The organism is Rossellomorea marisflavi, assembly GCF_001274775.1.
Classification (GTDB): Bacteria; Bacillota; Bacilli; order Bacillales; family Bacillaceae_B; genus Rossellomorea; species Rossellomorea marisflavi.
Genome location: NZ_LGUE01000004.1, coordinates 534398 through 554828, shown reverse-complemented (window position 1 = coordinate 554828; position 20431 = coordinate 534398). Strand labels below are relative to the sequence as shown.

The 20431-nt window shown below is 45.8% G+C and carries 17 protein-coding genes; 16 read left to right on the top strand and 1 reads right to left on the bottom strand.

All coding sequences use genetic code 11. The features are described 5' to 3' along the window. The first annotated feature begins 5 nt into the window (after nt 1-5). Genes AF331_RS12825 through AF331_RS12800 form a run of 6 tightly spaced genes read left to right on the top strand, consistent with a single transcriptional unit; the run spans nt 6 to nt 9693 of the window. Nucleotides 6-3944 carry a non-ribosomal peptide synthetase gene (locus AF331_RS12825; RefSeq protein ID WP_053428492.1) on the top strand — a complete coding sequence of 1313 codons (3939 nt, stop codon included), beginning with the start codon at nt 6-8 and terminating at the stop codon, nt 3942-3944. 12 nt (nt 3945-3956) lie between these two features. After that, complete coding sequence (locus AF331_RS12820) at nt 3957-5453, top strand: lyase family protein (protein ID WP_053428491.1); 1497 nt, start codon at nt 3957-3959, stop codon at nt 5451-5453. Further along, a complete protein-coding gene (locus tag AF331_RS12815; RefSeq protein ID WP_235576382.1) occupies nt 5453-6376 on the top strand; it encodes a GHMP family kinase ATP-binding protein in 924 nt (307 codons plus the stop codon). Before AF331_RS12820 ends, AF331_RS12815 begins: the two co-directional genes overlap by 1 nt. After that, nucleotides 6337-7428, top strand: a complete 1092-nt coding sequence (locus AF331_RS12810) for a cysteine synthase family protein (protein WP_235576381.1) — start codon at nt 6337-6339, stop codon at nt 7426-7428. The genes AF331_RS12815 and AF331_RS12810 overlap by 40 nt, the downstream gene beginning before the upstream one ends. Beyond that, nucleotides 7406-8644 carry an ATP-grasp domain-containing protein gene (locus AF331_RS12805; protein ID WP_053428488.1) on the top strand — a complete coding sequence of 413 codons (1239 nt, stop codon included), beginning with the start codon at nt 7406-7408 and terminating at the stop codon, nt 8642-8644. The genes AF331_RS12810 and AF331_RS12805 overlap by 23 nt, the downstream gene beginning before the upstream one ends. Then, the gene (locus AF331_RS12800) at nt 8641-9693 is read left to right on the top strand and encodes a GntG family PLP-dependent aldolase (protein ID WP_053428487.1); all 1053 of its coding nucleotides are present in this window, start codon (nt 8641-8643) and stop codon (nt 9691-9693) included. The genes AF331_RS12805 and AF331_RS12800 overlap by 4 nt, the downstream gene beginning before the upstream one ends. Nucleotides 9694-9699: 6 nt before the next feature. Here the strand turns inward: AF331_RS12800 and AF331_RS12795 are convergent, their stop codons facing one another. Next, nucleotides 9700-10707: a helix-turn-helix domain-containing protein gene (locus tag AF331_RS12795; RefSeq protein ID WP_053428486.1), complete on the bottom strand. Its 1008-nt coding sequence runs from the start codon at nt 10705-10707 to the stop codon at nt 9700-9702. A 116-nt stretch (nt 10708-10823) separates the two neighbouring features. Between AF331_RS12795 and AF331_RS22435 the strand changes: the two genes are divergently transcribed. The 10 genes from AF331_RS22435 (at nt 10824) to AF331_RS12750 (ending at nt 20427) form a co-directional block, all read left to right on the top strand. Further along, nucleotides 10824-10961, top strand: a complete 138-nt coding sequence (locus tag AF331_RS22435; RefSeq protein WP_159645999.1) for a hypothetical protein — start codon at nt 10824-10826, stop codon at nt 10959-10961. A 45-nt stretch (nt 10962-11006) separates the two neighbouring features. Beyond that, a complete protein-coding gene (locus AF331_RS12790) occupies nt 11007-11651 on the top strand; it encodes a LuxR C-terminal-related transcriptional regulator (protein ID WP_053428485.1) in 645 nt (214 codons plus the stop codon). Nucleotides 11652-11788: 137 nt separating this feature from the next. After that, a complete protein-coding gene (locus AF331_RS12785) occupies nt 11789-12430 on the top strand; it encodes a GNAT family N-acetyltransferase (RefSeq protein ID WP_053428484.1) in 642 nt (213 codons plus the stop codon). After that, nucleotides 12427-13179: an SDR family NAD(P)-dependent oxidoreductase gene (locus AF331_RS12780; RefSeq protein WP_053428483.1), complete on the top strand. Its 753-nt coding sequence runs from the start codon at nt 12427-12429 to the stop codon at nt 13177-13179. Before AF331_RS12785 ends, AF331_RS12780 begins: the two co-directional genes overlap by 4 nt. A 17-nt stretch (nt 13180-13196) precedes the next feature. Beyond that, on the top strand, nt 13197-14141 hold the full coding sequence (locus tag AF331_RS12775) for an ACP S-malonyltransferase (RefSeq protein WP_053428482.1): 945 nt from the start codon (nt 13197-13199) through the stop codon (nt 14139-14141). A 7-nt stretch (nt 14142-14148) separates the two neighbouring features. After that, nucleotides 14149-15060, top strand: coding sequence for an ACP S-malonyltransferase (locus AF331_RS12770; RefSeq protein ID WP_053428481.1), 912 nt, complete (start codon nt 14149-14151; stop codon nt 15058-15060). A gap of 2 nt (nt 15061-15062) precedes the next feature. Next, nucleotides 15063-16499: a class I adenylate-forming enzyme family protein gene (locus tag AF331_RS12765; protein WP_053428480.1), complete on the top strand. Its 1437-nt coding sequence runs from the start codon at nt 15063-15065 to the stop codon at nt 16497-16499. Further along, complete coding sequence (locus AF331_RS12760) at nt 16487-17713, top strand: aldehyde dehydrogenase family protein (protein WP_053428479.1); 1227 nt, start codon at nt 16487-16489, stop codon at nt 17711-17713. Before AF331_RS12765 ends, AF331_RS12760 begins: the two co-directional genes overlap by 13 nt. Before the next feature lie 3 nt (nt 17714-17716). Continuing rightward, a complete protein-coding gene (locus AF331_RS12755) occupies nt 17717-19381 on the top strand; it encodes a thiamine pyrophosphate-binding protein (protein ID WP_053428478.1) in 1665 nt (554 codons plus the stop codon). Further along, nucleotides 19381-20427: a 3-oxoacyl-ACP synthase III family protein gene (locus tag AF331_RS12750; RefSeq protein ID WP_053428477.1), complete on the top strand. Its 1047-nt coding sequence runs from the start codon at nt 19381-19383 to the stop codon at nt 20425-20427. The genes AF331_RS12755 and AF331_RS12750 overlap by 1 nt, the downstream gene beginning before the upstream one ends. Nucleotides 20428-20431: the final 4 nt, after the last annotated feature.

Genomic DNA, 20431 nt, shown 5'->3' with positions numbered 1-20431 from the left:
TCAATATGAACGAACTACACGTTGATCATGAGGTCTATTTACTACCAGCCTCATTTGGACAAGAAAGAATATGGTTTTTTGAACAAATGGAACCCAACACGCCCACGTACAACATCCCTTTTATCTTCAAAATGAAAGGGAGGCTTGATCCGACTCTATTAAAGGCAACACTACTAAAAATAGTTGAAAAACACGAAGTGCTCAGAACGACGTTTTGTCAGGTGGACGGGGAACTTTTACAAAAAGTTTCCCTCGTCAACCCTCCATTTAGTTTCATTCAAACGTCCATTCAGGAAATGGGGAAGAGTTTTGATTTCCCAACTTATCTTCGGAACTTCGCCCTGAAACCATTTGACGTAAGTAAAGAACCCTTGATTCGGTTTGAACTCATACAATCTGAAGAAGACCTCCATTATTTGTTGATCAACGTCCATCACTCCATTTTCGATGCATGGTCCATCGACGTATTGAAGAACGAGATATTAAGCATCTATCCACTGCTGAAGCAGGGCAGGGAGTCAGAGATGGAAGAGATGGAACTCCAATATGCGGATTATGCCAGCTGGGAAAAAGAAAGGCTATCAGGTGATCAGCTCACATCGAAAATTAATTTTTGGAAGGAGTACTTAAAAGGGGCACCGCCTTCCTTGCAACTGCCGACCGATTTCACCCGCCCCAAGCATGCCGCCAAATCCGGAAACAATGTGAAATTTTCTTTTCCGGAGGATCTGGTAGCAGCCATAAGGAAATATGCAGTGGCCAATGGCTCCACTCCCAGTGCTTTTTTCTTAGCTGTCTTTTATGTCCTGCTTTATCGCTACTCTGGACAAAAGGATATTGTCATAGGTACTCCTGTTGCAAACCGGCAAGAATCATTCACGCACGATTTAATTGGGTTCTTCGTGAATACGATGCCGATCAGGTCAAAAATCAAACCGTACAGCAAGTTTGAAAATTTCCTCAAGAGTACGTTGAAGAATTTTGTTCACACCCATGGCTATGGGGAGGTACCGTTTGAACGAATCGTTCAAGAGCTGAATCCTGAGAGAAGCCCGAATGTCCATCCCCTCTTCCAGGTCATGTTCACCTTTCATGAGAAGGCCCCTTCAAAAGGGGGAGATGAGTTTGAGATGGAGCACGAGAAAATCAACACCCAGACATCGAAATTCGATCTTGTCCTCTATGTTAGCTGTGATGATCAAACGGGTGTGGGGGAAATTGAATATGATTCCGATCTATTTAAAGAGGAAACCGTTCAGAGATTCATTCATCATTACATCAGATTAATAGAAGATATATTGAATGACCCTCAAAAACCGATATCCAGATTGGCTATTTTAACAGACGAAGAGAAGTCCGGAATGCTGGCTCCTATTTTTTTTCCGACACCTCTATCTTTCATACATGAGCAAGTCGAGAAGTCTGCACAGTCGCACCCGACGTTCTGTGCATTAAAGGATCAGCACGGCGAATGGACCTATTCGGAACTCAGTGACAGGTCGAATCAGATTGCGAATATGATCCATGAAAGTGGGGTTGATCCTGGATCGATTATAGCCATTCAGATGGAAAGGTCCAAAGAACAAATTGCAGGCATCATCGGGATCCTGAAAGCAGGATGTTCGTATCTCCCACTGGATCCTGCACTCCCTGAGAACCGAAGGAAGTTCATCCTATCGGACTCGCAATCCAGCCTCTTACTGGTAGATAGAGAGAGTAGGGTTCAAGTGGATGTTCCAGTTTTCACAACTGGGCAGGCAGTATCCTTCGCATCCACTGCACCCGACTTGCTCCAGGGATCTTCACCTACAGATCTTTCAGCCTATCATATCTACACGTCGGGAAGCACAGGGAACCCAAAAGGTGTTTCGATCAGCCATCATTCTCTGAGCAATCATATAGCAGGCTATCTTGCTGAGTTTCCTCTTGGAGAAGGAGAGAGAGTCTTACATAATATCAATTATTCCTTCGATGCCTCCATGACTGAAATTTTCAGTACGCTGATGTCAGGCAATACACTGATCATGAGCGAGCCGTCACGTCAATTTGATGTGGAGTATTTAGCTGACTTAATGTGCAGGGAAAAGGTGACAAGGGCACAATTATTCCACAGCTTGATAGAGAAGCTGATCACCATGCCGTCTTTCACCGGTTCCCACTCTTTACACTACATCATCACAGGGGGAGATAAACTCAGCCAGTATTTAGTCGGTGAATACTATCGGGCGATGGGGAATCGTACGCCCCTTGTCAATGTGTATGGACCGACGGAGGCTACAGTGGCTTCCACCTTTTATATCTGCAAAGAATCCGACACGGATCAAGTCATCCCCATCGGAAGGCCATTTGCAAATTATCAGTTACTAGTTGTAGACGATCATGGGGAGTTAGTTCCTCCTGGAATACCTGGGGAGCTATGGATTGGAGGGGATGGTCTCGCGCAAGGTTATCTGAATAATGAGACATTATCAGAAGGAGCCTTTGTGAATGTGAAATGGGAAGGATCTTGCGAAAAAAGATTCTATAAGACTGGGGATATCGTCAAGCAAAACCATTCCCGTGAATTTATCTTTATCTCCAGAAAAGACTCTCAGGTCAAGATAAGGGGATTCCGGATAGAACTCGGTGAAATCCAGCATGTGATCCTGACGATTCAGGGAGTACAGCATGCAGCGGTGGCCGTCAATCACATCGAGGGAGAGAAGAAGCTGTTTGCGTTTGTCGTAAAGCAAAAGAATTCCCTTATTGATGCAGCCATGATCAAGGCAATCATCAAAGAAGAACTTCCTTATTACATGGTTCCCAATGCCATCGTGTTCATGGACGAAATACCGGTCAATTCAAACGGGAAGCTACTGGTGAAAGAACTGCCTTTTGATCAGAACGACCTGGTTTCCCAGGAACATAAAAAGCAGCCAGAATCCTTACTCCAGTTTGCCTTGACGGCCATATGGGAGGAAGTATTGGACCTTGACGATATTGGAATCAATGAAGACTTCTTCGACCTTGGCGGTCACAGCATCAAAGTGCTCGAAGTGGTGGGTTGCATACGACGCGACCTTAAGCGAAGCATTCCGATGTCGATCCTATTTGAGCATCGAACCATTGAATCACTATCAGACGCCCTGGAGAAGCTGGAAGTGAAAGGGCATAACGGGGGAGTGGTCGTGCCATTGAATCAGACAACGTCCAATCATCCCCCCTTATTCCTCATTCATCCAGGAGGGGGAGGAGTCATGTGTTATCTATCTCTTGCAAAGGAGCTGAAGCAGGACGTATCGATATTCGGCATCCAGTCTGTTGGATATGAAGGGGATTGCGAGCCCTTGAAAGACATCCGCTCCATGGCCGAGAAGTATGTAGAAGAAATCAGGGGAGTCCAACCAGAGGGGCCTTATAGGCTTGCAGGCTGGTCCATGGGGGGCACCCTATCAGTTGAAATGGCAAGGATCCTTGAAGAAATGGGAGAAGTTTGCTCATTCATCGGGTTAATTGATGCTCATCCTTTCAACGGAGACCATGAGGTGGAAGGTCGGCAAGAGCCCCTGATGGCTTGGGCTCAAAGTTTAGGGGTAGACATGGTCCAATTCGAGGGAATGAACATGGAGGCAAAGCTTTCGGTGTTATTGGCAAAAGCAAAGAAAAACAAATTACTCCCTGGACTTGCGGAGGTCGAGGATGTTAAGAGGGTCATCAAGATCATGGCTTCGAATAATTTTGCTTGTGATCATTATCATTTTCAAGGGCCGATACAATCCGATTTGATCGCGTTCCATTGTGTAGAGAAAGATCCGAATCACTTTCATGATCTTGTTCATCCCGAAGACTGGCAAATACGTACCAAAGGGACAGTTATCCCCATCGAGATAACGGGTCGTCATCATGATGTCGTCTCACCGCATCATGTGAAATCCTTAGCCGATAAGCTAAACCAATTTCTATAGGGGGCAATCCAGATGGTCAACCAAGTAACAGGGAGAGTCGCGAAGAATCCTCATGAACTTTACGTCAGTAAGGTACTGAAACCACAATTCGATTACGAGCTTGAGCACTATTTACAACATTATATCTCCATCGAGAAAGTGTTGCTTCAACGATATGAAAAGATGGATTTACTCGGACGTGAAGATATCGTGCCGATTCTGGCGGCTCTGAATGAGATGAAAAAGACTGAACTCGTCACTTTGTCAGGCGATAATCTGACAGATATCGCCTTAACCATAGAACGCTATGTAAATGAAAAAATGGACAAGGAAATCGTAAACTGGCATGTGGACAGGAGCAGGAATGATTACCAGGCGACGGCTCAGCTGATGTACGGCAGGGAGAAGTGGTTGGGACTCCTCGATAAAATGTTCCAGATTAATAAACAGATCCTTAACAAATGCTCTCTCTATTCAGGCTGCATGATGCCTGGGTACACCCACTATCAATCGGCACAGGTCATCACCATTCCATATTATTTAACAGCTGTCAGTGAGCATATCCTGCACACCATCAGCAAAATGCTGCACGTACTAGAGTCGATCAATGGGCGCTGCCCGCTGGGATCAGGTGCCATGTCCGGTCAGGAGCTTCCGTGGAATTGCGATGAGATGGCGGCCTTCCTTGGATTCACTTCCTATACGGGGCATGCACTGGCGGGGGTGGCATCTCGGGGGTGGGTACTGGAGATGGGCGAATGTCTGTCGTATCTCGCAACCAATTTAAGTCGGTTCCTAACTGATTTCCTCATGTGGGGAAGCAGTGAACAGCAGTTCATCACCTTCCCAGATGAACTGTCGGGCATTTCATCCTCCATGCCTCAAAAACGGAATTTCCCCCTTCTCGAACGGGCAAGGGGAAAGACAAGTCACTTGGTGGGCTTCTATATGGATATGATCCTAGGGCAAAGAAACACTCCCTACAGCAATCTTGTAGAAGTATCAAAGGAATCGTCCAAAAGCTTGCCACTCTTATTAAACAATGCAGATGACGTATTGGATTTGTTTCTCCTGATCGTTCAGCACATTGAATTTAACGTCGATAAAACCGAAGCTGCATGCTCAACGGAATTTTTCGGAGGATTTTCACTGGCAAACCAATTGACGTTAAAAAATCATATTCCCTATCGCACGGCCCAGGTTATTGCCGGAAGGTTCATTACCTTTTATATCGAGCATGACCGGAAGCCTGACGAAGTGTCGAATGAATACCTGACAAGTATGTGTAAGGATGAAGGATTCATTAATCACATATCGGACCAAGAACTGCTTGAAATCTTTGACTTCCGCCGGGAAATCGACCGGAAGATAACGGAGGGTTCCACCCATGATGATTCTGTAGGGAAGATGATGGAGTCATATGGAAAGCGTGAAGCAGCGTTACAGCAAACATTCATCTCTATCAAAAATAGGGTCCTGTCCAAATTGGATGAGCTGGAGAACTGGGAACCTAACGAAGGGAGCTTATGATGAGCCCAGAGAGGGATCACCTTGACTACACAGCCAACAAAAGGTACGGGGTGGGGAAATCATACGGGACATTCGGCGAACTGCTACAGGGCGTCCTGCCGAATGAACAGAACTTTCTTGTCACCTTCCCCATTGAGAAGTATTCGGAGTGCAAATATTATCCGTCGGTCACAGGGGACTTATCCATTACCCCACAAGGAAAGCTGAAATCCTTAGACCTGGCCAGAAAACTATTATCCTACTACGATAAACCAGTCAGTGGCCATCTGGTCATAGACAGCGAATTAGTGCAAGGGAAGGGCTTGGCCAGTTCGACTGCAGACATGATTGCCGTTTCGAGAGCAATTGAAGATGTGTTTGGTATGGAAATACCAGTGGGGGTGGTGGAGTCATTCATCAGGGATATTGAGCCAACCGACGGGATCATGCATGCAGGAATCGTGGTCTACTATCATAAAAAGCTCGAATTAAGAGAATCCCTTGGAAGCTGCCCTCCCTTGTCGATTCTGGCTTTGGATGAAGGAGGGGAGATCGATACGATCAAATACAATCAGGTAGAGCGGGAAGTTTCACAGGTGGACAAGACGGAATATCAGTCCCTGCTGTCTGATATGAGTTCGGCACTCCGCCATCATGATTTGAAATTACTCGGTAGGGTGACCACCCGAAGTGCCATTCTGAATCAAAAAAACCGTCCGAAGAAAACGCTTGATTCGATGAGGGAAATCTGTGATTCCATTGGTGGGGTAGGAGTTGTGACCGCTCATAGTGGAACATATATTGGAATCATTCTATCTGACGATGATCCTGATTATACAACCAAAAGAGAAATCGGATTGGAATCCTTGAGACAGTTGGGCTACCCAGTCGAGGTGTTCAACTCATGCTCGAGTCATTATGTGAAGAAGGAGGTGCCGGTGTAATGGTCATGACAATGGTGGACTTAATAGGAAAGACACCGTTAATACAATTAAAAGGGAATGTTAACGGCTTAGCTCCCGTGTATGCCAAGCTGGAGATGTACAACCCATTTGGAATGAAAGATCGAGTCGCCAAACAAATAATTCTGGAAGCAAAAAGGAGCGGTATTCTAAAAGAAGGCGCCCCCATCATAGAAAGTTCTTCCGGAACTCTCGCCTTAGGGGTTGCGCTGGTTGGATCGTATCTTGGGCATGAAGTGCATATCATCACTGATCCCCGTATCGATTCGCTGACTCATACCAAGCTTAAGGCGCTGGGAGCGACCATCCATGTAGTGGAAAAGATGGGTCCGACAGGAGGATGGCAGCAAGCCAGGCTGAATGCCCTTTATGAGATGCTTGAACAACACCCAGATGCTTTCTGGCCGAAGCAATATGAGAATCCTCAAAACCCTTTGGCCTATCATGAACTAGCGGATAGCGTGGTGGATGAAATCGGGAACGTAGACATTGTTGTCGGAGCGGTCGGAAGCGGAGGGTCCCTATGCGGAACAGCTGGAAGACTGAAGGAACTAAATCCCGATCTGAAAGTCGTGGCAGTCGATGCTGCAGGGAGTTCCATCTTTTTTCAGGAGGACAAGCCGAAAAGACTTCAAGGAGGTCTTGGCAATAGCCTTCAACCGAAAAATGTCAATTACTCGATCATTGATGAGGTGCACTGGTTAAACGATGAAGAGGCATTCAACTGGACAATTGAACTGTCAAGACATGAAAAGATTTTCGCCGGAAATAGTTCCGGAAGTGTCTATGCCGTCGCCAACTGGCTCAGTTCTCACGTCGACCCCTCGATGAAAATCCTGTGCGTGTTTCCAGACAGGGGAGATCGCTATTACACCACCATTTATCAAGAAGCTTTCTTTACGGAACACCGATTAACCCCATATTCCCTAAATGATCAACCAGAAGAGGTAGCTACCATCCAGAACACGGAAAAGTGGTCGTACCTTAATTTTAAGCAATGGAAGTGTTCGAATGAAGAAGCTGTTATTTATTGAAGCCAATACAACAGGCACGGGTATGATGGCGATTCAAAAGGCTCATTCCCTGAACGTATTCCCTGTCTTCATCACTAGGGATCCAAGCATCTACAAAGGGCTGGAGAAACAAGAGTGTGAACTCATGATATGCGATACGAATCATTATGAGGAGATTCTCGCGGCAATCAAAGATGCATTCCATTCAGGAGAGATCGGGGGTATCACCACCACGAGTGAATTTTATATTCATACCGTTGCGCGATTAACTTCTGCTCTTGGGCTTACAGGTAATCCTCCTGAAGCGGTAGCGGCTGCAAGGAATAAGTTCGCTGTTCGGGAAAAATTAAAACAGAGCAAAACGCTTTATCAGCCTTTCTATGCAGGGGTTAAAAATGAAGAGGACCTAGTCAAAAAACGGCATGAGTTCCCTACTCCATGCATCGTCAAGCCAGTGGATGACAGCGGTTCTAATGGTGTGAAGGTATGTCATGATTTCTCTGATCTGCTCAATCATTCGCGTCGCCTGCTCAAGGTCAAACTGAACACGAGGAATCAGCCCGTTGTGAACATGGTCCTTGTAGAGGAGTATGTGGAAGGTCAGGAATACAGCGTGGAATGCTTCTCTTTCAATGGGAAGCACACTCTGATCGGCATAACAAAAAAACAAGTCGGAGGCGACCCATTCCGGGTGGAACAAGGACATCTGTTCCCAGCTGATGATCTATCGTCGGACGTTCATGATTGCCTCGAGGAAGGGGCCTTTGAAATCCTTCACACGTTGGGGTGGTTCACAGGCCCTAGCCACATCGAGGTAAAGGTCGCAGAGGGCAGGTTGTTCCTAGTTGAGTTCAATGGCCGCCTTGCAGGTGGAATGATTCCGGAACTAATCCGGTTATCAAAAGACATCGACCTTCTGGAGGAACAGATTAAAGCTTCGCTGGGCATTCAGCCTGAATTACACCACCCTTCAGGCTGTTATGCAGGTATACAATTCATTGTGCCTGGAACGAGTGGTGTCATTACGGAAATCAATCCCATAAAGGATCAGCATGTAAAGGGGATCAAAGAGACCAGGCTGACTGTGCAGATCGGTGATGAAGTTGAAGCAGCCAGGAATGCCTATGGGAGGATCGGGTACATGATTGCTGTAGGGGAAGACGCCAATGATGTGTTGTCTGTTCTCCAAGAAGCATCAAAACAGGTGAAAATCGAAGAGAAGGAGTATAGTAGATGAATTATTTAAGTGATACCATAACCAAACCTACTGAAGAAATGATGGCCTCGATCCAGCATGCTGCCCTCGGGGACGATGTATACGGTGAAGACCCTACTGTCAATCGGTTGGAAGAATTCGCTGCGGAGCTTCTTGGAATGGAGTCTGCTTGCTTCATGCCTAGTGGGACGATGGCGAACCTGGCTTCAATTATGGCCCATTGTCCCAGGGGATCCAAGGTATTGGTCGGGGACGAAAGCGATATCTACATCTTTGAAGCAGGAGGGGCATCCGTCTGTGGAGGGATCATGTATGAACCCATCCCCACTCAGCCGAACGGTGAACTGGCCATACAGGACTTAGAGAAAGTCTTCCCTTTTGACCCAGAGGATCCACAATTTGCACTTCCGGCATTGATATGTCTTGAAAACACGCATAACCGCTGCGGTGGTAAAGTCCTTTCTCTGAGCTATCTCAAGGAAGTATATGAGTTCAGCCGAAAGCGAAAAATACCCATCCATATGGATGGGGCAAGATTGTTCAATGCAGCTTGTGCAGCTGGGGTAGACGTCAAGGAGATTATGCAATACGCCGACTCTGTGCAATTTTGTCTGTCAAAAGGTTTGTCTGCTCCGATTGGTTCCATTGCAGCAGGATCGAAAGAACATATCAAGAAGGTGAGGACATTACGCAAAATGCTCGGAGGCGGTATGCGCCAAGTTGGAATCATGGCGGCGCCTGCGCTGGTGGCATTGGAAAAGATGACTTCACGATTGAGAGATGACCATACAAGGGCCAAAAAATTAGCCCAGGGACTATCATCCATTCCAGGAATCAAGATCAATCCCGAAGAGGTGGAGACCAATATCGTCATTTTTACCGTCGATGAGGACATATGTACGTGGCAACGATTTTTAGCATTGAATGAGAATCAAGGTTTGATATTTTCTGAGATGGGGTATGGAAGAATCAGAGCGGTGATTCATCGACATATCTCTGATGATGATATATCGTCTACGATCTCTACTGTGCGATCAGTAATAGAGATTGAGATGACACAAACCGTTTAAATCATGTCATGATTCGCCGGCACACCGTTCCCTGGTGTGCTTGATTTTTGTCTTCATCTGTTCGGCAGCAGGATGATCACCTAGTCTGTCAATCTTCTCCTCGGCTTGATCAAGTAGTTTGGTAGCCTCTATGGAATTACCCCTCTTTTGTTCGATTTCCGCAAGTGCTCGTAAGGAGCGAATGAGGAAATCATTTTTATTTTCCAGTGAAAAAACCGATATGGCATCAGAAAAATAGACAGAAGCACTCTCCAGATCATTCTTTTTCTCGTAAACGATCCCAGTTAAATGAGATAGTTCCCCTTTTGAATACAATAAATGATTAGCCAGTAGATAATATTGTATCCTGTGGGCAAGATCAAGGCAGGAGTCATACTTTTCATCTATATAATAGATATAAGCCATGTTGTACCCGAGACGAGGATAGAGGGATTTATCCTCTATGAGATTATTGTCCTCAGCTGCCTTCAATGATTTCCTGAGGAGGGAACCCGCCTCTTGGAACTCTTTTTTCTCTATTAATACCAATGCAAGCGAGTTGGCGATGTTAATGTCGATTTCTCTGATAATTTTATTTTTGTATAGTAATTTACGAAAAGCCGTTTCAGCGCGATCGGCTTTTTTTTCTATTTTATGAATGAGTATGGCCTTTTGCCAATTCACAAAACGAAGAAACTCATCGTCTTCTAAGTTGGGGTGTTCCGAAATGAACGTTTCTGCTTCTTCAATGAGGTACTGAATTGAGTCGAAATCTTGTTGGTATAAACTTTCTCGGCATAACTTTTTGATCTTATCCATATGAACAAATTGAGACTCAAGGTCAGGGGTAAGGATAAAATCGACTGAAATATTCAACTTATGACAAATTTTCTGAAGAACATCTAGGCGGGGAAGTTGAAGAGATTTTTCGATCCGGTACAGGGTCGATTCATCACAAATGTTTTTAGATACATACTGTCTGGAATATCCAATCTTCATGCGAATTTCTTGAATTTTTTTCCCGATGTGATCCATATTTCCTCCTGTATTGTAGTGAAATACTTGTCATAATATTTCGTAAATGCATATATAATTTTACAAAATTTTGTACAATAATGGTACTAGGATAAAGGAAGGGAGGCGAAAACAGTATGAAAGGACTAAAAAAATTCATGTTTGTGGCTCTTTTAACGTCAATCGTGATGGGAAGTGTGGGCCATGGTAATCATTCTGGTAGCGTAGTAGTAATTTTTAAGGATATTGATGATCCAATCATTGGTCACCATTAAACTATTTTTGATCAACAGAGGTGAAATCAGGTGGGGCATAGGGTATTGATTGTCGATTATATAAAGGAAAAAAGTCATTCTCAAAAGATTTTGGGAACGTTGTCTGAAAGAGGCTACTCATGTCATCTATTGCAAAATGCTTCCTCTCTTAACGATTCACTGTTTGTAAACTTTTATGATATAGCCATTTTTCATCTAAATAAAAAAGAAATCGTGAACCAATTGCCTTCTGGTAAATGCAAGAAGATTGTGTTGATAGGAAAAAGTGAGAAGCACCTGCTCCCTTATATCCTAAATACTCAGGCTATTGTACAGAAGGATAGTGTGGAGGAACTGATAACGGCTATGACCGTTGTAAATAATGGAGGCTTCTACATTTCGGAAGAGCTGAAGGATTCATTGTTCCCGGCAACCTTAACTGGTCAACAGCAGGATCATATGGTGGATCTGCCGGAGATTCTGACTGAAATGGAGCTACGGGTTGCTGAAGAATTGATCAATGACAAAACGAATCAGCAGATTGCTGATACACTCTACTTAAGCAAGCGGACAGTAGAATATCATATTGCTGCAAGCATGCAAAAATTAAGAGTCAAATCCCGGGTGGGCTTGGCAGTCAAAATAACCAGAGCAAATCTACTATACGCCCATTCAACTAAACATTTATCCTCATTAACCTCCATATCATAATACCAACTGTTCAAAGAGTCCATCTGATGATGGGCTCTTTTCTTAGTATTGCGTGAAATACGGGTGTATTAAGAAGGACATTTTTTTAAGATGTAATGGAGAAACACTTCTATGTTCATAGAGAAAGGGGAAAATCGATGGAAGGATATCTGGTTAAGTTAAGACCGATAGAAGAAGAGGACTTCGAGTTGTTTTCTAGATGGGTCATACCGTCTACTTCTAGTGCTTTGGCAAGGGGTTCATTGGAGTTTGCCACAACGGAAGAAATCAAGAAAGATATTAAATCGGGCAATACGCGCTATGCGATGGTATTGACCCATGATGATCGTAAGATTGGCTTTGTATCATGGCAACCCCAGAAGTATGAAGGGAGCTATGTACTAGGAGGGGTCATCGGGGAACCGGAACTATGGGATAACGGATACGGTGCAGAAGCCTCACTCCTTATCATGGACTATTTATTCCATAGTAGGAACGCCCACAAGGTCCAATTCATTAACGGATTGTACAATCTGCGTTCGGTCCGTTTCTTGATTAAGAACAAGGTGACGATTGAAGGGATTATGCGGGACCACTTCTTCATTGATGGTGAGTACCATGATGCCGTGGTTTCTTCCATCCTGCGGGATGAATATTATGCAGACGAACAAAATGTCCCGCAAGACAGCATACCGAAAGAAGAAAAACGATTGATCCGGGAAGAACTTCATGAGTACATGAATGGCTATTGGAAAGAGCATTGTCTTCCGGAACTGATTGGTAAAGGTGAGAAAAAATGAGCTGGGATAGTCATGTCGTTGTCGTGACAGGTGCTTCCAAGAGACTGGGGGCCGGGATGGCGAACCACTTCGCATCCTTGGGTGCCACTGTGATCCTGGGGTATAGAAGCTCCCTGGAAGAAATTCAAGAACTGGTCAGGAAGATACAAGAGTCCACAGGCAATGAAAGAATTGCATACGAACGAATTGATGTGAATGACCGTGACGAGGTTCAGGGCGCCTTTCAGCGTATTCTATCCACATACGGCCGTATCGATGTCCTCGTAAATAACGCAGGAGTGAGTTATGGAGGGGCACTGATTCCGAGTAACCCGGTCGAAAAATGGGAGGAAATCATCCATACCAATATCATGGGTACCATCAATTGCATTCATGCAGTTTCCCTCCACATGTTAACCGAACAGAGGGGATCCATTATCAATATTGCCTCTCTGGCTGGCCTGGTGGGAATGGACAGGTTGAGCGCCTATAGTGCGAGTAAAGCGGGGGTGATTGGATTGACACGGTCGCTTGGGAAGGAATATGCACGGTTTGGTGTCAGGGTCAATGCAGTCGCGCCGGGCTACATTAACAACACGGGCATGGTCGATCGGATTCCTGAAGATCAGATGGCTGAATTCAAAAAGAAAATTGCCATGGGGCATTTAGGAGAGGTCGATGATGTCGCTGAAGCGGTAGCATTCCTTGCATCTCCTCAATCAAAATATATAACTGGTCAAACGCTGGTCGTCGACGGCGGTCTTATGTGAAAAACGGAGGTGTTTAAATGAAATCAGCTGTATTGTTTCCCCCATTGATGACGTTGAAATCCGGGAACTTCCTGGATTTATATCAGGCATTTCCTCAGGTGAGAGAGAAATTCAAGGAGTCCAGTGCCATCTTGGGTTATGACCTTGCCGAGCGCTTCTTCTCGGAGGATATCGCCGTCATCAACCAGGGAGATATTGCAAGGCCAAGCATTGTGACCATCAGCACAGCGTTACATGACATGCTGAAGGAGACGTTTGGGAGTCCCGCGTACTATGTTGGCCCAAGTCTTGGGCAAATGACGGCGATCCATTGCAGTGGGGCCCTTAGCTTTGAAGATACCATCCGCATGGTCAAGGGTATGTGCGACCTAGAAGAAAAAGACGAACGGAATAAGGGATATGGCGTTTTCTTCTTCTACAATATTGATTGTTCCATCATGGAGAAGAATATGCAGATCGTAAGGGAGTCGGGAGGATATGCCGAGCCGTGTATGTACGCATGTTCCAATCAAATGATTGTGAATGGAGATTTCGACTCACTGGACAAACTCGCCGAGATGGCCATGTCCCAAGGAGGGTTAGGCGTCACAATCCCATTCGGTCCTCCTGGACACTGCTCGCTTCTCACGGATGTCCAGAGTAAGTTCGCAGAACAATTCATGCCGACCATCAGCCCACTGCGCCCCGAGCCGCCACTTATTAGCAATGTAGACGGTTCAGCTATTACGGATGGTGACGGAGTGAGTGATGAAATCATTGGACAATATGTGGTCACGGTGCAATGGTATGAGGTCCTTAAATCGCTTAAATCAAAAGGCGTAGAGAAGCTTTTTGTCCTGGGGCCAGGTCAATTCATTTCTAAATCTCTACAGTTTACTGATATTCCTTTTGAAGTAGAGACGCTCGTCACCATGGAAGAGATCAGGGGGAAATTCCCACATTACGTGAAGGGGCAGGTGTGATTTTCTTATGGAAGCATTATTATTACCAGGCTTAGCTCCTTCTGACTATTCAGAGGTAGAGGCATTTATTCACCAAAGTCCACATGCACGTAGGCGGTTTTCCGAAGCGAGCTCTACGATCGGATATTCGTTGATGGATGCTTTCAGGGAAGCGGATGAAAGGGAATATGAAGTGAAAGAATGTGCATTTCTCGCTAATTCTGTGGCCTTGATGGATCATTATGCCGATCTGTATGGCAGTAGACCCGAATACACGATCGGACCGAGCTTCGGGGTGATGGGGGCCGCAGTCGCTACAGAAACGCTCACTTACGAGGAAGCTGTCTGGCTGACCCATGAGTCTGCCAAAGTATCCGGACGATTCTATCATCGTCTTGAAGGAGATTATCAAACTCATTTTATTTACAATCTTTCACTGGAGGATGCGAGGGAAATCGTAGAAGAATTCCATGCTCACAACAAGCCACTGGAGTTGGTGGGGTACCTTGAAAAAGTCGTCTGCTTGTGCGGCCCTGCCGGTGTCATCAAGGAGTTAAAGGAATACCTTAACAACAAACCCAAATGCTTTTCCCTCCATACAATGAAACAACCGATCCATAGCAGCACTCTCGCTCCCCTGCATCAGGAATTGAAAAACGGGATCTTCAAGGAGTTCAACTTCAAACCGCTGAAGGGTACGTTTATATCGGATGTGTCCGGGGAGCTCGTTCAAGACCCTGAGAAGTTTAAGCAATCGTTATTGGACGGCTACGATAACCCGGTCAGGTGGGACTTGGTGAAGCAACAAATCGTCCGTCTTGGATTGAAGGATATCTATGTCGTCGGACCAAAGAATCTATTTAATCAATTACTGAAGAAAGACGTCCAGACGATAGAAGTAAGCCCGGAAAAAATGGTGGACATGCTGGTGGAACGTTAACCATGATTCATACAGAAGTGTACCAGTCTGACAGACTTGCATTTACGAAAGACGTGTGGAACTATGTCGATTCCCTCTGTTCCGCGGGTTTAACAGAAGGGGAAAGGGTACTGGTGACGGCAGACAATTCCTATCATATGGTCGTCACACTTTTCGCCCTTATCCAAAAGGACTGCTCAATCGTTCTGGTGGATTCACAAATGAAGGAATCCGAAGTAAGGGCCACTGCACGGGCACTGGGGTGTGGAATGTGCCTGTCTGATCGATGGTTTACCCCGTCCACCGAAATGAAGACCATTGTCATCCCCTTGGAAAGGATCACTCCTTCAGCAGAGCAGTCCGCTCTAAGTCTCTCAAGATGGAAGGAGAAAAAAGATGCGTTAATCCTGTATTCTTCAGGCTCAACCGGTGCTCCAAAAGGAATCGTAAAATCAGGTCGCTCGTTTCTCGACAATATAGAAAGTACGATGGAGCGAATGAAGTACGAGGAGAAGGATGTCTTGCTTCCACTTGTTCCCTTCACACACTTTTACGGCTTGTCGTTCCTATTCATCTGGTGGTTGAAAAGATGCGAACTCGTCGTCTGCGACTACAAAAAAATTCGGCCGATCATCAAGGCGATTACAGAGAAGGGTGTAACCGTTGTGGACGCCGTCCCTTCTACTTATTACATCTTGAATAGACTGCTTACCAAACGCCATGACACCGCAGCGGAGTTGAAAGGTTCCCGAGTAAGGATGTGGTGCATAGGGGGATCCCCTCTGGCCAGGAAACTCGGAATGGATTTCAGACGTTTGATGGGTATGGAGCTGCTGGATGGATATGGTTTGTCGGAACTTGGAAATGTGGCGCTCAACACAGAATCACCAAAAACGGGATGCGGACAGCCTCTTCCTGGTCTCGAGCTTAAGGTGATCGATCCGTCCGGCGTAGAATTACCTCCAGGGGAGACCGGTGAAATACTCGTGAAGTCCGGTGATGTCATGGAAGGGTATATCGTGGAAGGGAGTCCGGATCTCATCCCACCACGATCCCATTGGTTCCAGACGAAGGATGTCGGCTTTAAGGATATGGATGGAAATCTCCATGTTATTGGTCGGAGAGGGAATGAGATATTAAGGAACGGCTACTTGATCTACCCGGCTTCAATCGAAAAACAGCTCGAGGATCAACTCGGATTGAAAACGAAGGCGTTTCCCATTAAAGATGAGAAAAAAGGGTCCAGAATCCTCCTTTTTGCCGAAGTGGTTATGCAGGAAGAATCCTCCATGAAAAAAGCGATTAATCAGTGTCTAAGCACAGTACTACGACCTGATTTCGTAGCCTGCGTGGAGAAATTTCCAACGCTCTCGAACGGAAAGGTCGATCAGAAAGCCATCCTGGCGATGGCAAATGAGTGGGAAGCAAATAGGAAGGAAGAAATGATATGGTCAATGTAAATATACTGGAACGGAATTCTTCGTTAATGGAACGTAGGAGGAGTTCTATTGAAAAGACAATTGAATTCATCAAACGAAACCGTTCGGATATACGTGACATCCTGACAGAGGTTTCAACCTACAGAACCGCTGAAGAGGAGATTGACAGTTCAATCAAGACGTTGGAGAAAGGGTATGACGAAGTCAGAAGGAATCAGCCGCCTGATATCGACCGCATGTCTGTTTTCATGCCTTCCAACGTCCTCTTGTACTCTTATGTCTTATACTTGCTGATACCATCTTACTATACGAAAGAAATTGAATTCCGAAGTTCCAGTATGGTGTCCCCCCAAGCAAAAAGACTGCACGATTTATTAAAGAAGGTCCATGAGCTTCCCATCACCTTATTGGAACTATCCCATAGGAAGTACATCAGGGAATCGGCCATGAAATCAGATGTAGTCGTCTTCACTGGGACATACCAGAATGCTGAGAATATCAAATTCCAACTTTCAGATGATCAACTATTTGTTTATTTCGGTCAAGGGGTCAATCCTTTCATCCTCACGGAATCAGCTTACATAGAACATTCAGCAGAGGATCTGATTGCGGCAAGGATGTTCAATAGCGGCCAGGACTGTATGGGGCCAGATGCAATTTACGTCCATCGGACAATCAGTGATGCCTTTATTCATGAGTTGCTGGCAAAGGTTAAACAGCTCAAATATGGTTCCAATCTTGATCTGACAGCAGATTACGGCAAGATTCACTATACGTCTACCTTGGAATCGGTTGGCCAGTACTTGAATCAGCACAGCGCCTTTATCAGACATGGTGGGACGATTGATTACCATCAAAAGGTGCTTCAACCGACCGTGTTGGTGAGTCACATCACGGATAAGCTCCCGATTGATGAATATTTTTCTCCGATATTCAACGTCATCATTTACGATCAGGACGAACAATTGAAGTCCACGCTGCAGGAAGGCTACTTTTTGGAAAGGGCGATGGGGGCTTCACTTTACTGCGGTGATGGCAGTGACGAGTTACTGTCCTATCTACAAAAGAAGCACGTGGTTTCCGTCAATCAGACCCTGTTTGAAATTGAAGATGGGAATTCCCCTTTCGGAGGGTACGGTCCAATGGCCAATTATGCTTCCTATCGAGGAGAGCTTCATATCCACCCTCTGTTACTATCGAAGGTCCTGCATGACCTGTGGGGAAGAGAGGGATGAGAGATGCCTAAAAGTGTGCTGAAGATTGTAGCTGACCGGTTAAGCCAGCTGAATACAGAGATTGTTTTTGGGCTTCCCAGTGATGACTTGCAGTTGATGAACCACGTGCAGGAGAATGCAATCGAATACCTCGTTACGAAGGACCAAAGGAATGCCCTGTTCATGGCTGCAGGATATGCCCTTGCTTCGGGGAAACTCGGGGTCTGTAATGTGGGGAAGGGGCCTGCCCTCACCAATAGTTTGACAGGTGTTCTGGAAGCACGGTCCTTAAGTGTGCCGATACTCATCATCGCAGCCGGCACCAGTACGTTGAAATACGGAGAAGAGAAAGCCTTTCAGGAAGCCAACCAAATGGATATGGTATCTCCACTGGCCAAGTGGAGTCACCGGCTGGAAAGTGCTGAATCCATTCACTGGGTCCTGAAAAAAGCCCTTTACCTGACCATGAATGGAACGCCAGGACCTGTCTATATTGAAATACCAGAAGATATCGGAAGAATTGAAATAGAAGATGTAGATGGGGACGTACCTGCCCAGCACACCGGTAAACCAGTGCCATCTGCGACATCGATTCATGCCGCTTCAGAACTCATCCAACATTCTGAGCGACCAGTATTACTGCTGGGAGGAGGGTGCAGGACAATCGGGGATCACAGCCTGCTTCCACGTCTTGCAGATCGGCTCCAATCACCCGTCTTTTCTACGGCTTCAGGAAGAGGGAGCTTCCCTGAGACACACTCACTGTTTTGTGGGTTGGCAGGGTTGTATTGTCCAGAGGTCATGAAAGAGATCATCGCAGAAAGCGATCTCGTTCTATCGCTTGGAAGCAAGCTTGAGGAAACGGCACTCTTTGGCTGGGAAGCCATGCTTGAGGAGAAACACCTGATTGAAATCAATCTCAATGAAGATCACTTCAATCATTCATTCAATAGCCTTAAACTCGTGGGAGATGTGGGCGAATCCCTTAGCTTGCTCTATGATGCCTTGGAGTCAATAGAGATTGCTTCCAGGGGTGACGTGAAGAGAGCGAAGAATAGGTTAGTGACCGAAAGTAGAAGAGTGATAGATGAGGAGTCGCCATTAAAGGTCGTCCATATACTGGAGAGAATCCAAAGAGGTGAACAGCTTCCGGGTATCTTCGTACATGAGAACGGTCTTCAGGATATGTGGTCCTACTTCTATCCTTATCTTACACTTAATGAAGGACAGACTTCCATTGTGCCAAGTGAACAAACAAGCTTGGGCTTCGGCTGTGCGGCGAGTATCGGCGCTGCTAAAGCCAAGAAAGATCAAATGGTCGTGGCATTGGTGGGCGATGGGGCATTTAATTTGTTCAGTCCCGAATTGATGACAGTAGCCCATAACCAGATTCCCGTGATTTATATTGTGTTGAAGAATGGAGGCTATGGATGGCTGGAGTACCAGAATAAACATGCATCCCCTTCGCCGTTCGTCAACACGGATACTCCCCTTGTCCAGCTTCAGCATCCGCAGTTATCCGTCCTGTGTCTAACCGCAAAGGAAGAGCTGGACGATATCTGGGAGAAAGCACAGGATCTGTACGCTTTAGGGCAAACGGTCATTATCGAAGCAACGATTACGATTAACGATGTGCCCCCACCCTTAAATGAAATCCATGGAGACTTTCCAGTAAAGGAGCATGTTTAATGAATGTGGAAACAGTCATTCTGCCCAAAACAGAAAATCGAACAGGTCTGAAGGTCCCAGTCACAATCAACGGGACAGGGTTCTCGGTACCGGGAAATCGGGTCACAAATGAGGAGTTGAGCGGGTTTCTTGACACGACAGATGAATGGATCAAAACCCGTACCGGAATAAAAGAAAGGCGCTTTTTAGAAGAAGAGGAAGTAACGTCCGATCTTTGTATCCGAGCGAGTCTAGAAGCAATCGCCAATGCGAATATCACAGCTGCCGAGATCGATGCCATCATTCTGACCACAACGACACCGGATCAACGCCTTCCGTCGACTGCCTTGGTCATAGGGGAAGCCATTGGGGCGCATAAGGCGATTCCCATTGATTTAAACCAAGCTGCCTGCGCAGGAGGCATCTTCTCCATTGTGATCGGCACGCATCTTTTACAAAATGAACAGTTCAACAATGTATTGGTGATCGGGGCGGAAATTCTTTCGAGAGTAACCGACCCAAATGATCGAACAACCAGGGTATTCTTCGGTGATGCAGCAGGGGCAGCGATCCTTCAGAAAACGAGTGAAGGAAATGGACTTCTCTCCTGGGAGATCGATTCTACTCTGAATGATGCAGTCAGAATCGAAGGAGGAGGAACCGTTCCACTGGCCGATGGAGAAACAATTGAAAGCAGTCAATACGTCAAGATGGACGGAAGAGAAGTATGGAAGATGGCCACGAAGAACATCCCATCATCCATTCGGAATGTCATTGACAAGGCCGGTCTTTCGGTCAGGGATATCGACCATTTTCTGATTCATCAGGCAAACCTGAACATCGTACAAGCAGCACTTGAGGAATTGGACGTGTCACCGTCTAAAACCACTTTCACCGTACAAGACTATGCGAATACGGGATCAGCAAGCTTGTTCTCTGTACTCTACCGGGCGCTTCATGAAGGGAAGATAACTGAAGGTGATGTGGTTGTGTTTTCTGCCATAGGCGCAGGATTCGTATGGGGCTCACTTTGTTTAAAATACACTCAAACCGATTTGAAAGGATGATAAA

What these genes read in the sequence shown, in the direction of transcription:
- AF331_RS12825 (WP_053428492.1), top strand. Translation starts at nt 6, where the DNA reads ATGAACGAACTACACGTTGATCATGAGGTCTATTTACTACCAGCCTCA.
- AF331_RS12820 (WP_053428491.1), top strand. Translation starts at nt 3,957, where the DNA reads ATGGTCAACCAAGTAACAGGGAGAGTCGCGAAGAATCCTCATGAACTT.
- AF331_RS12815 (WP_235576382.1), top strand. Translation starts at nt 5,453, where the DNA reads ATGAGCCCAGAGAGGGATCACCTTGACTACACAGCCAACAAAAGGTAC.
- AF331_RS12810 (WP_235576381.1), top strand. Translation starts at nt 6,337, where the DNA reads ATGCTCGAGTCATTATGTGAAGAAGGAGGTGCCGGTGTAATGGTCATG.
- AF331_RS12805 (WP_053428488.1), top strand. Translation starts at nt 7,406, where the DNA reads ATGAAGAAGCTGTTATTTATTGAAGCCAATACAACAGGCACGGGTATG.
- AF331_RS12800 (WP_053428487.1), top strand. Translation starts at nt 8,641, where the DNA reads ATGAATTATTTAAGTGATACCATAACCAAACCTACTGAAGAAATGATG.
- AF331_RS12795 (WP_053428486.1), bottom strand. Translation starts at nt 10,707, where the DNA reads ATGGATCACATCGGGAAAAAAATTCAAGAAATTCGCATGAAGATTGGA.
- AF331_RS22435 (WP_159645999.1), top strand. Translation starts at nt 10,824, where the DNA reads ATGAAAGGACTAAAAAAATTCATGTTTGTGGCTCTTTTAACGTCAATC.
- AF331_RS12785 (WP_053428484.1), top strand. Translation starts at nt 11,789, where the DNA reads ATGGAAGGATATCTGGTTAAGTTAAGACCGATAGAAGAAGAGGACTTC.
- AF331_RS12780 (WP_053428483.1), top strand. Translation starts at nt 12,427, where the DNA reads ATGAGCTGGGATAGTCATGTCGTTGTCGTGACAGGTGCTTCCAAGAGA.
- AF331_RS12775 (WP_053428482.1), top strand. Translation starts at nt 13,197, where the DNA reads ATGAAATCAGCTGTATTGTTTCCCCCATTGATGACGTTGAAATCCGGG.
- AF331_RS12770 (WP_053428481.1), top strand. Translation starts at nt 14,149, where the DNA reads ATGGAAGCATTATTATTACCAGGCTTAGCTCCTTCTGACTATTCAGAG.
- AF331_RS12765 (WP_053428480.1), top strand. Translation starts at nt 15,063, where the DNA reads ATGATTCATACAGAAGTGTACCAGTCTGACAGACTTGCATTTACGAAA.
- AF331_RS12760 (WP_053428479.1), top strand. Translation starts at nt 16,487, where the DNA reads ATGGTCAATGTAAATATACTGGAACGGAATTCTTCGTTAATGGAACGT.
- AF331_RS12755 (WP_053428478.1), top strand. Translation starts at nt 17,717, where the DNA reads ATGCCTAAAAGTGTGCTGAAGATTGTAGCTGACCGGTTAAGCCAGCTG.
- AF331_RS12750 (WP_053428477.1), top strand. Translation starts at nt 19,381, where the DNA reads ATGAATGTGGAAACAGTCATTCTGCCCAAAACAGAAAATCGAACAGGT.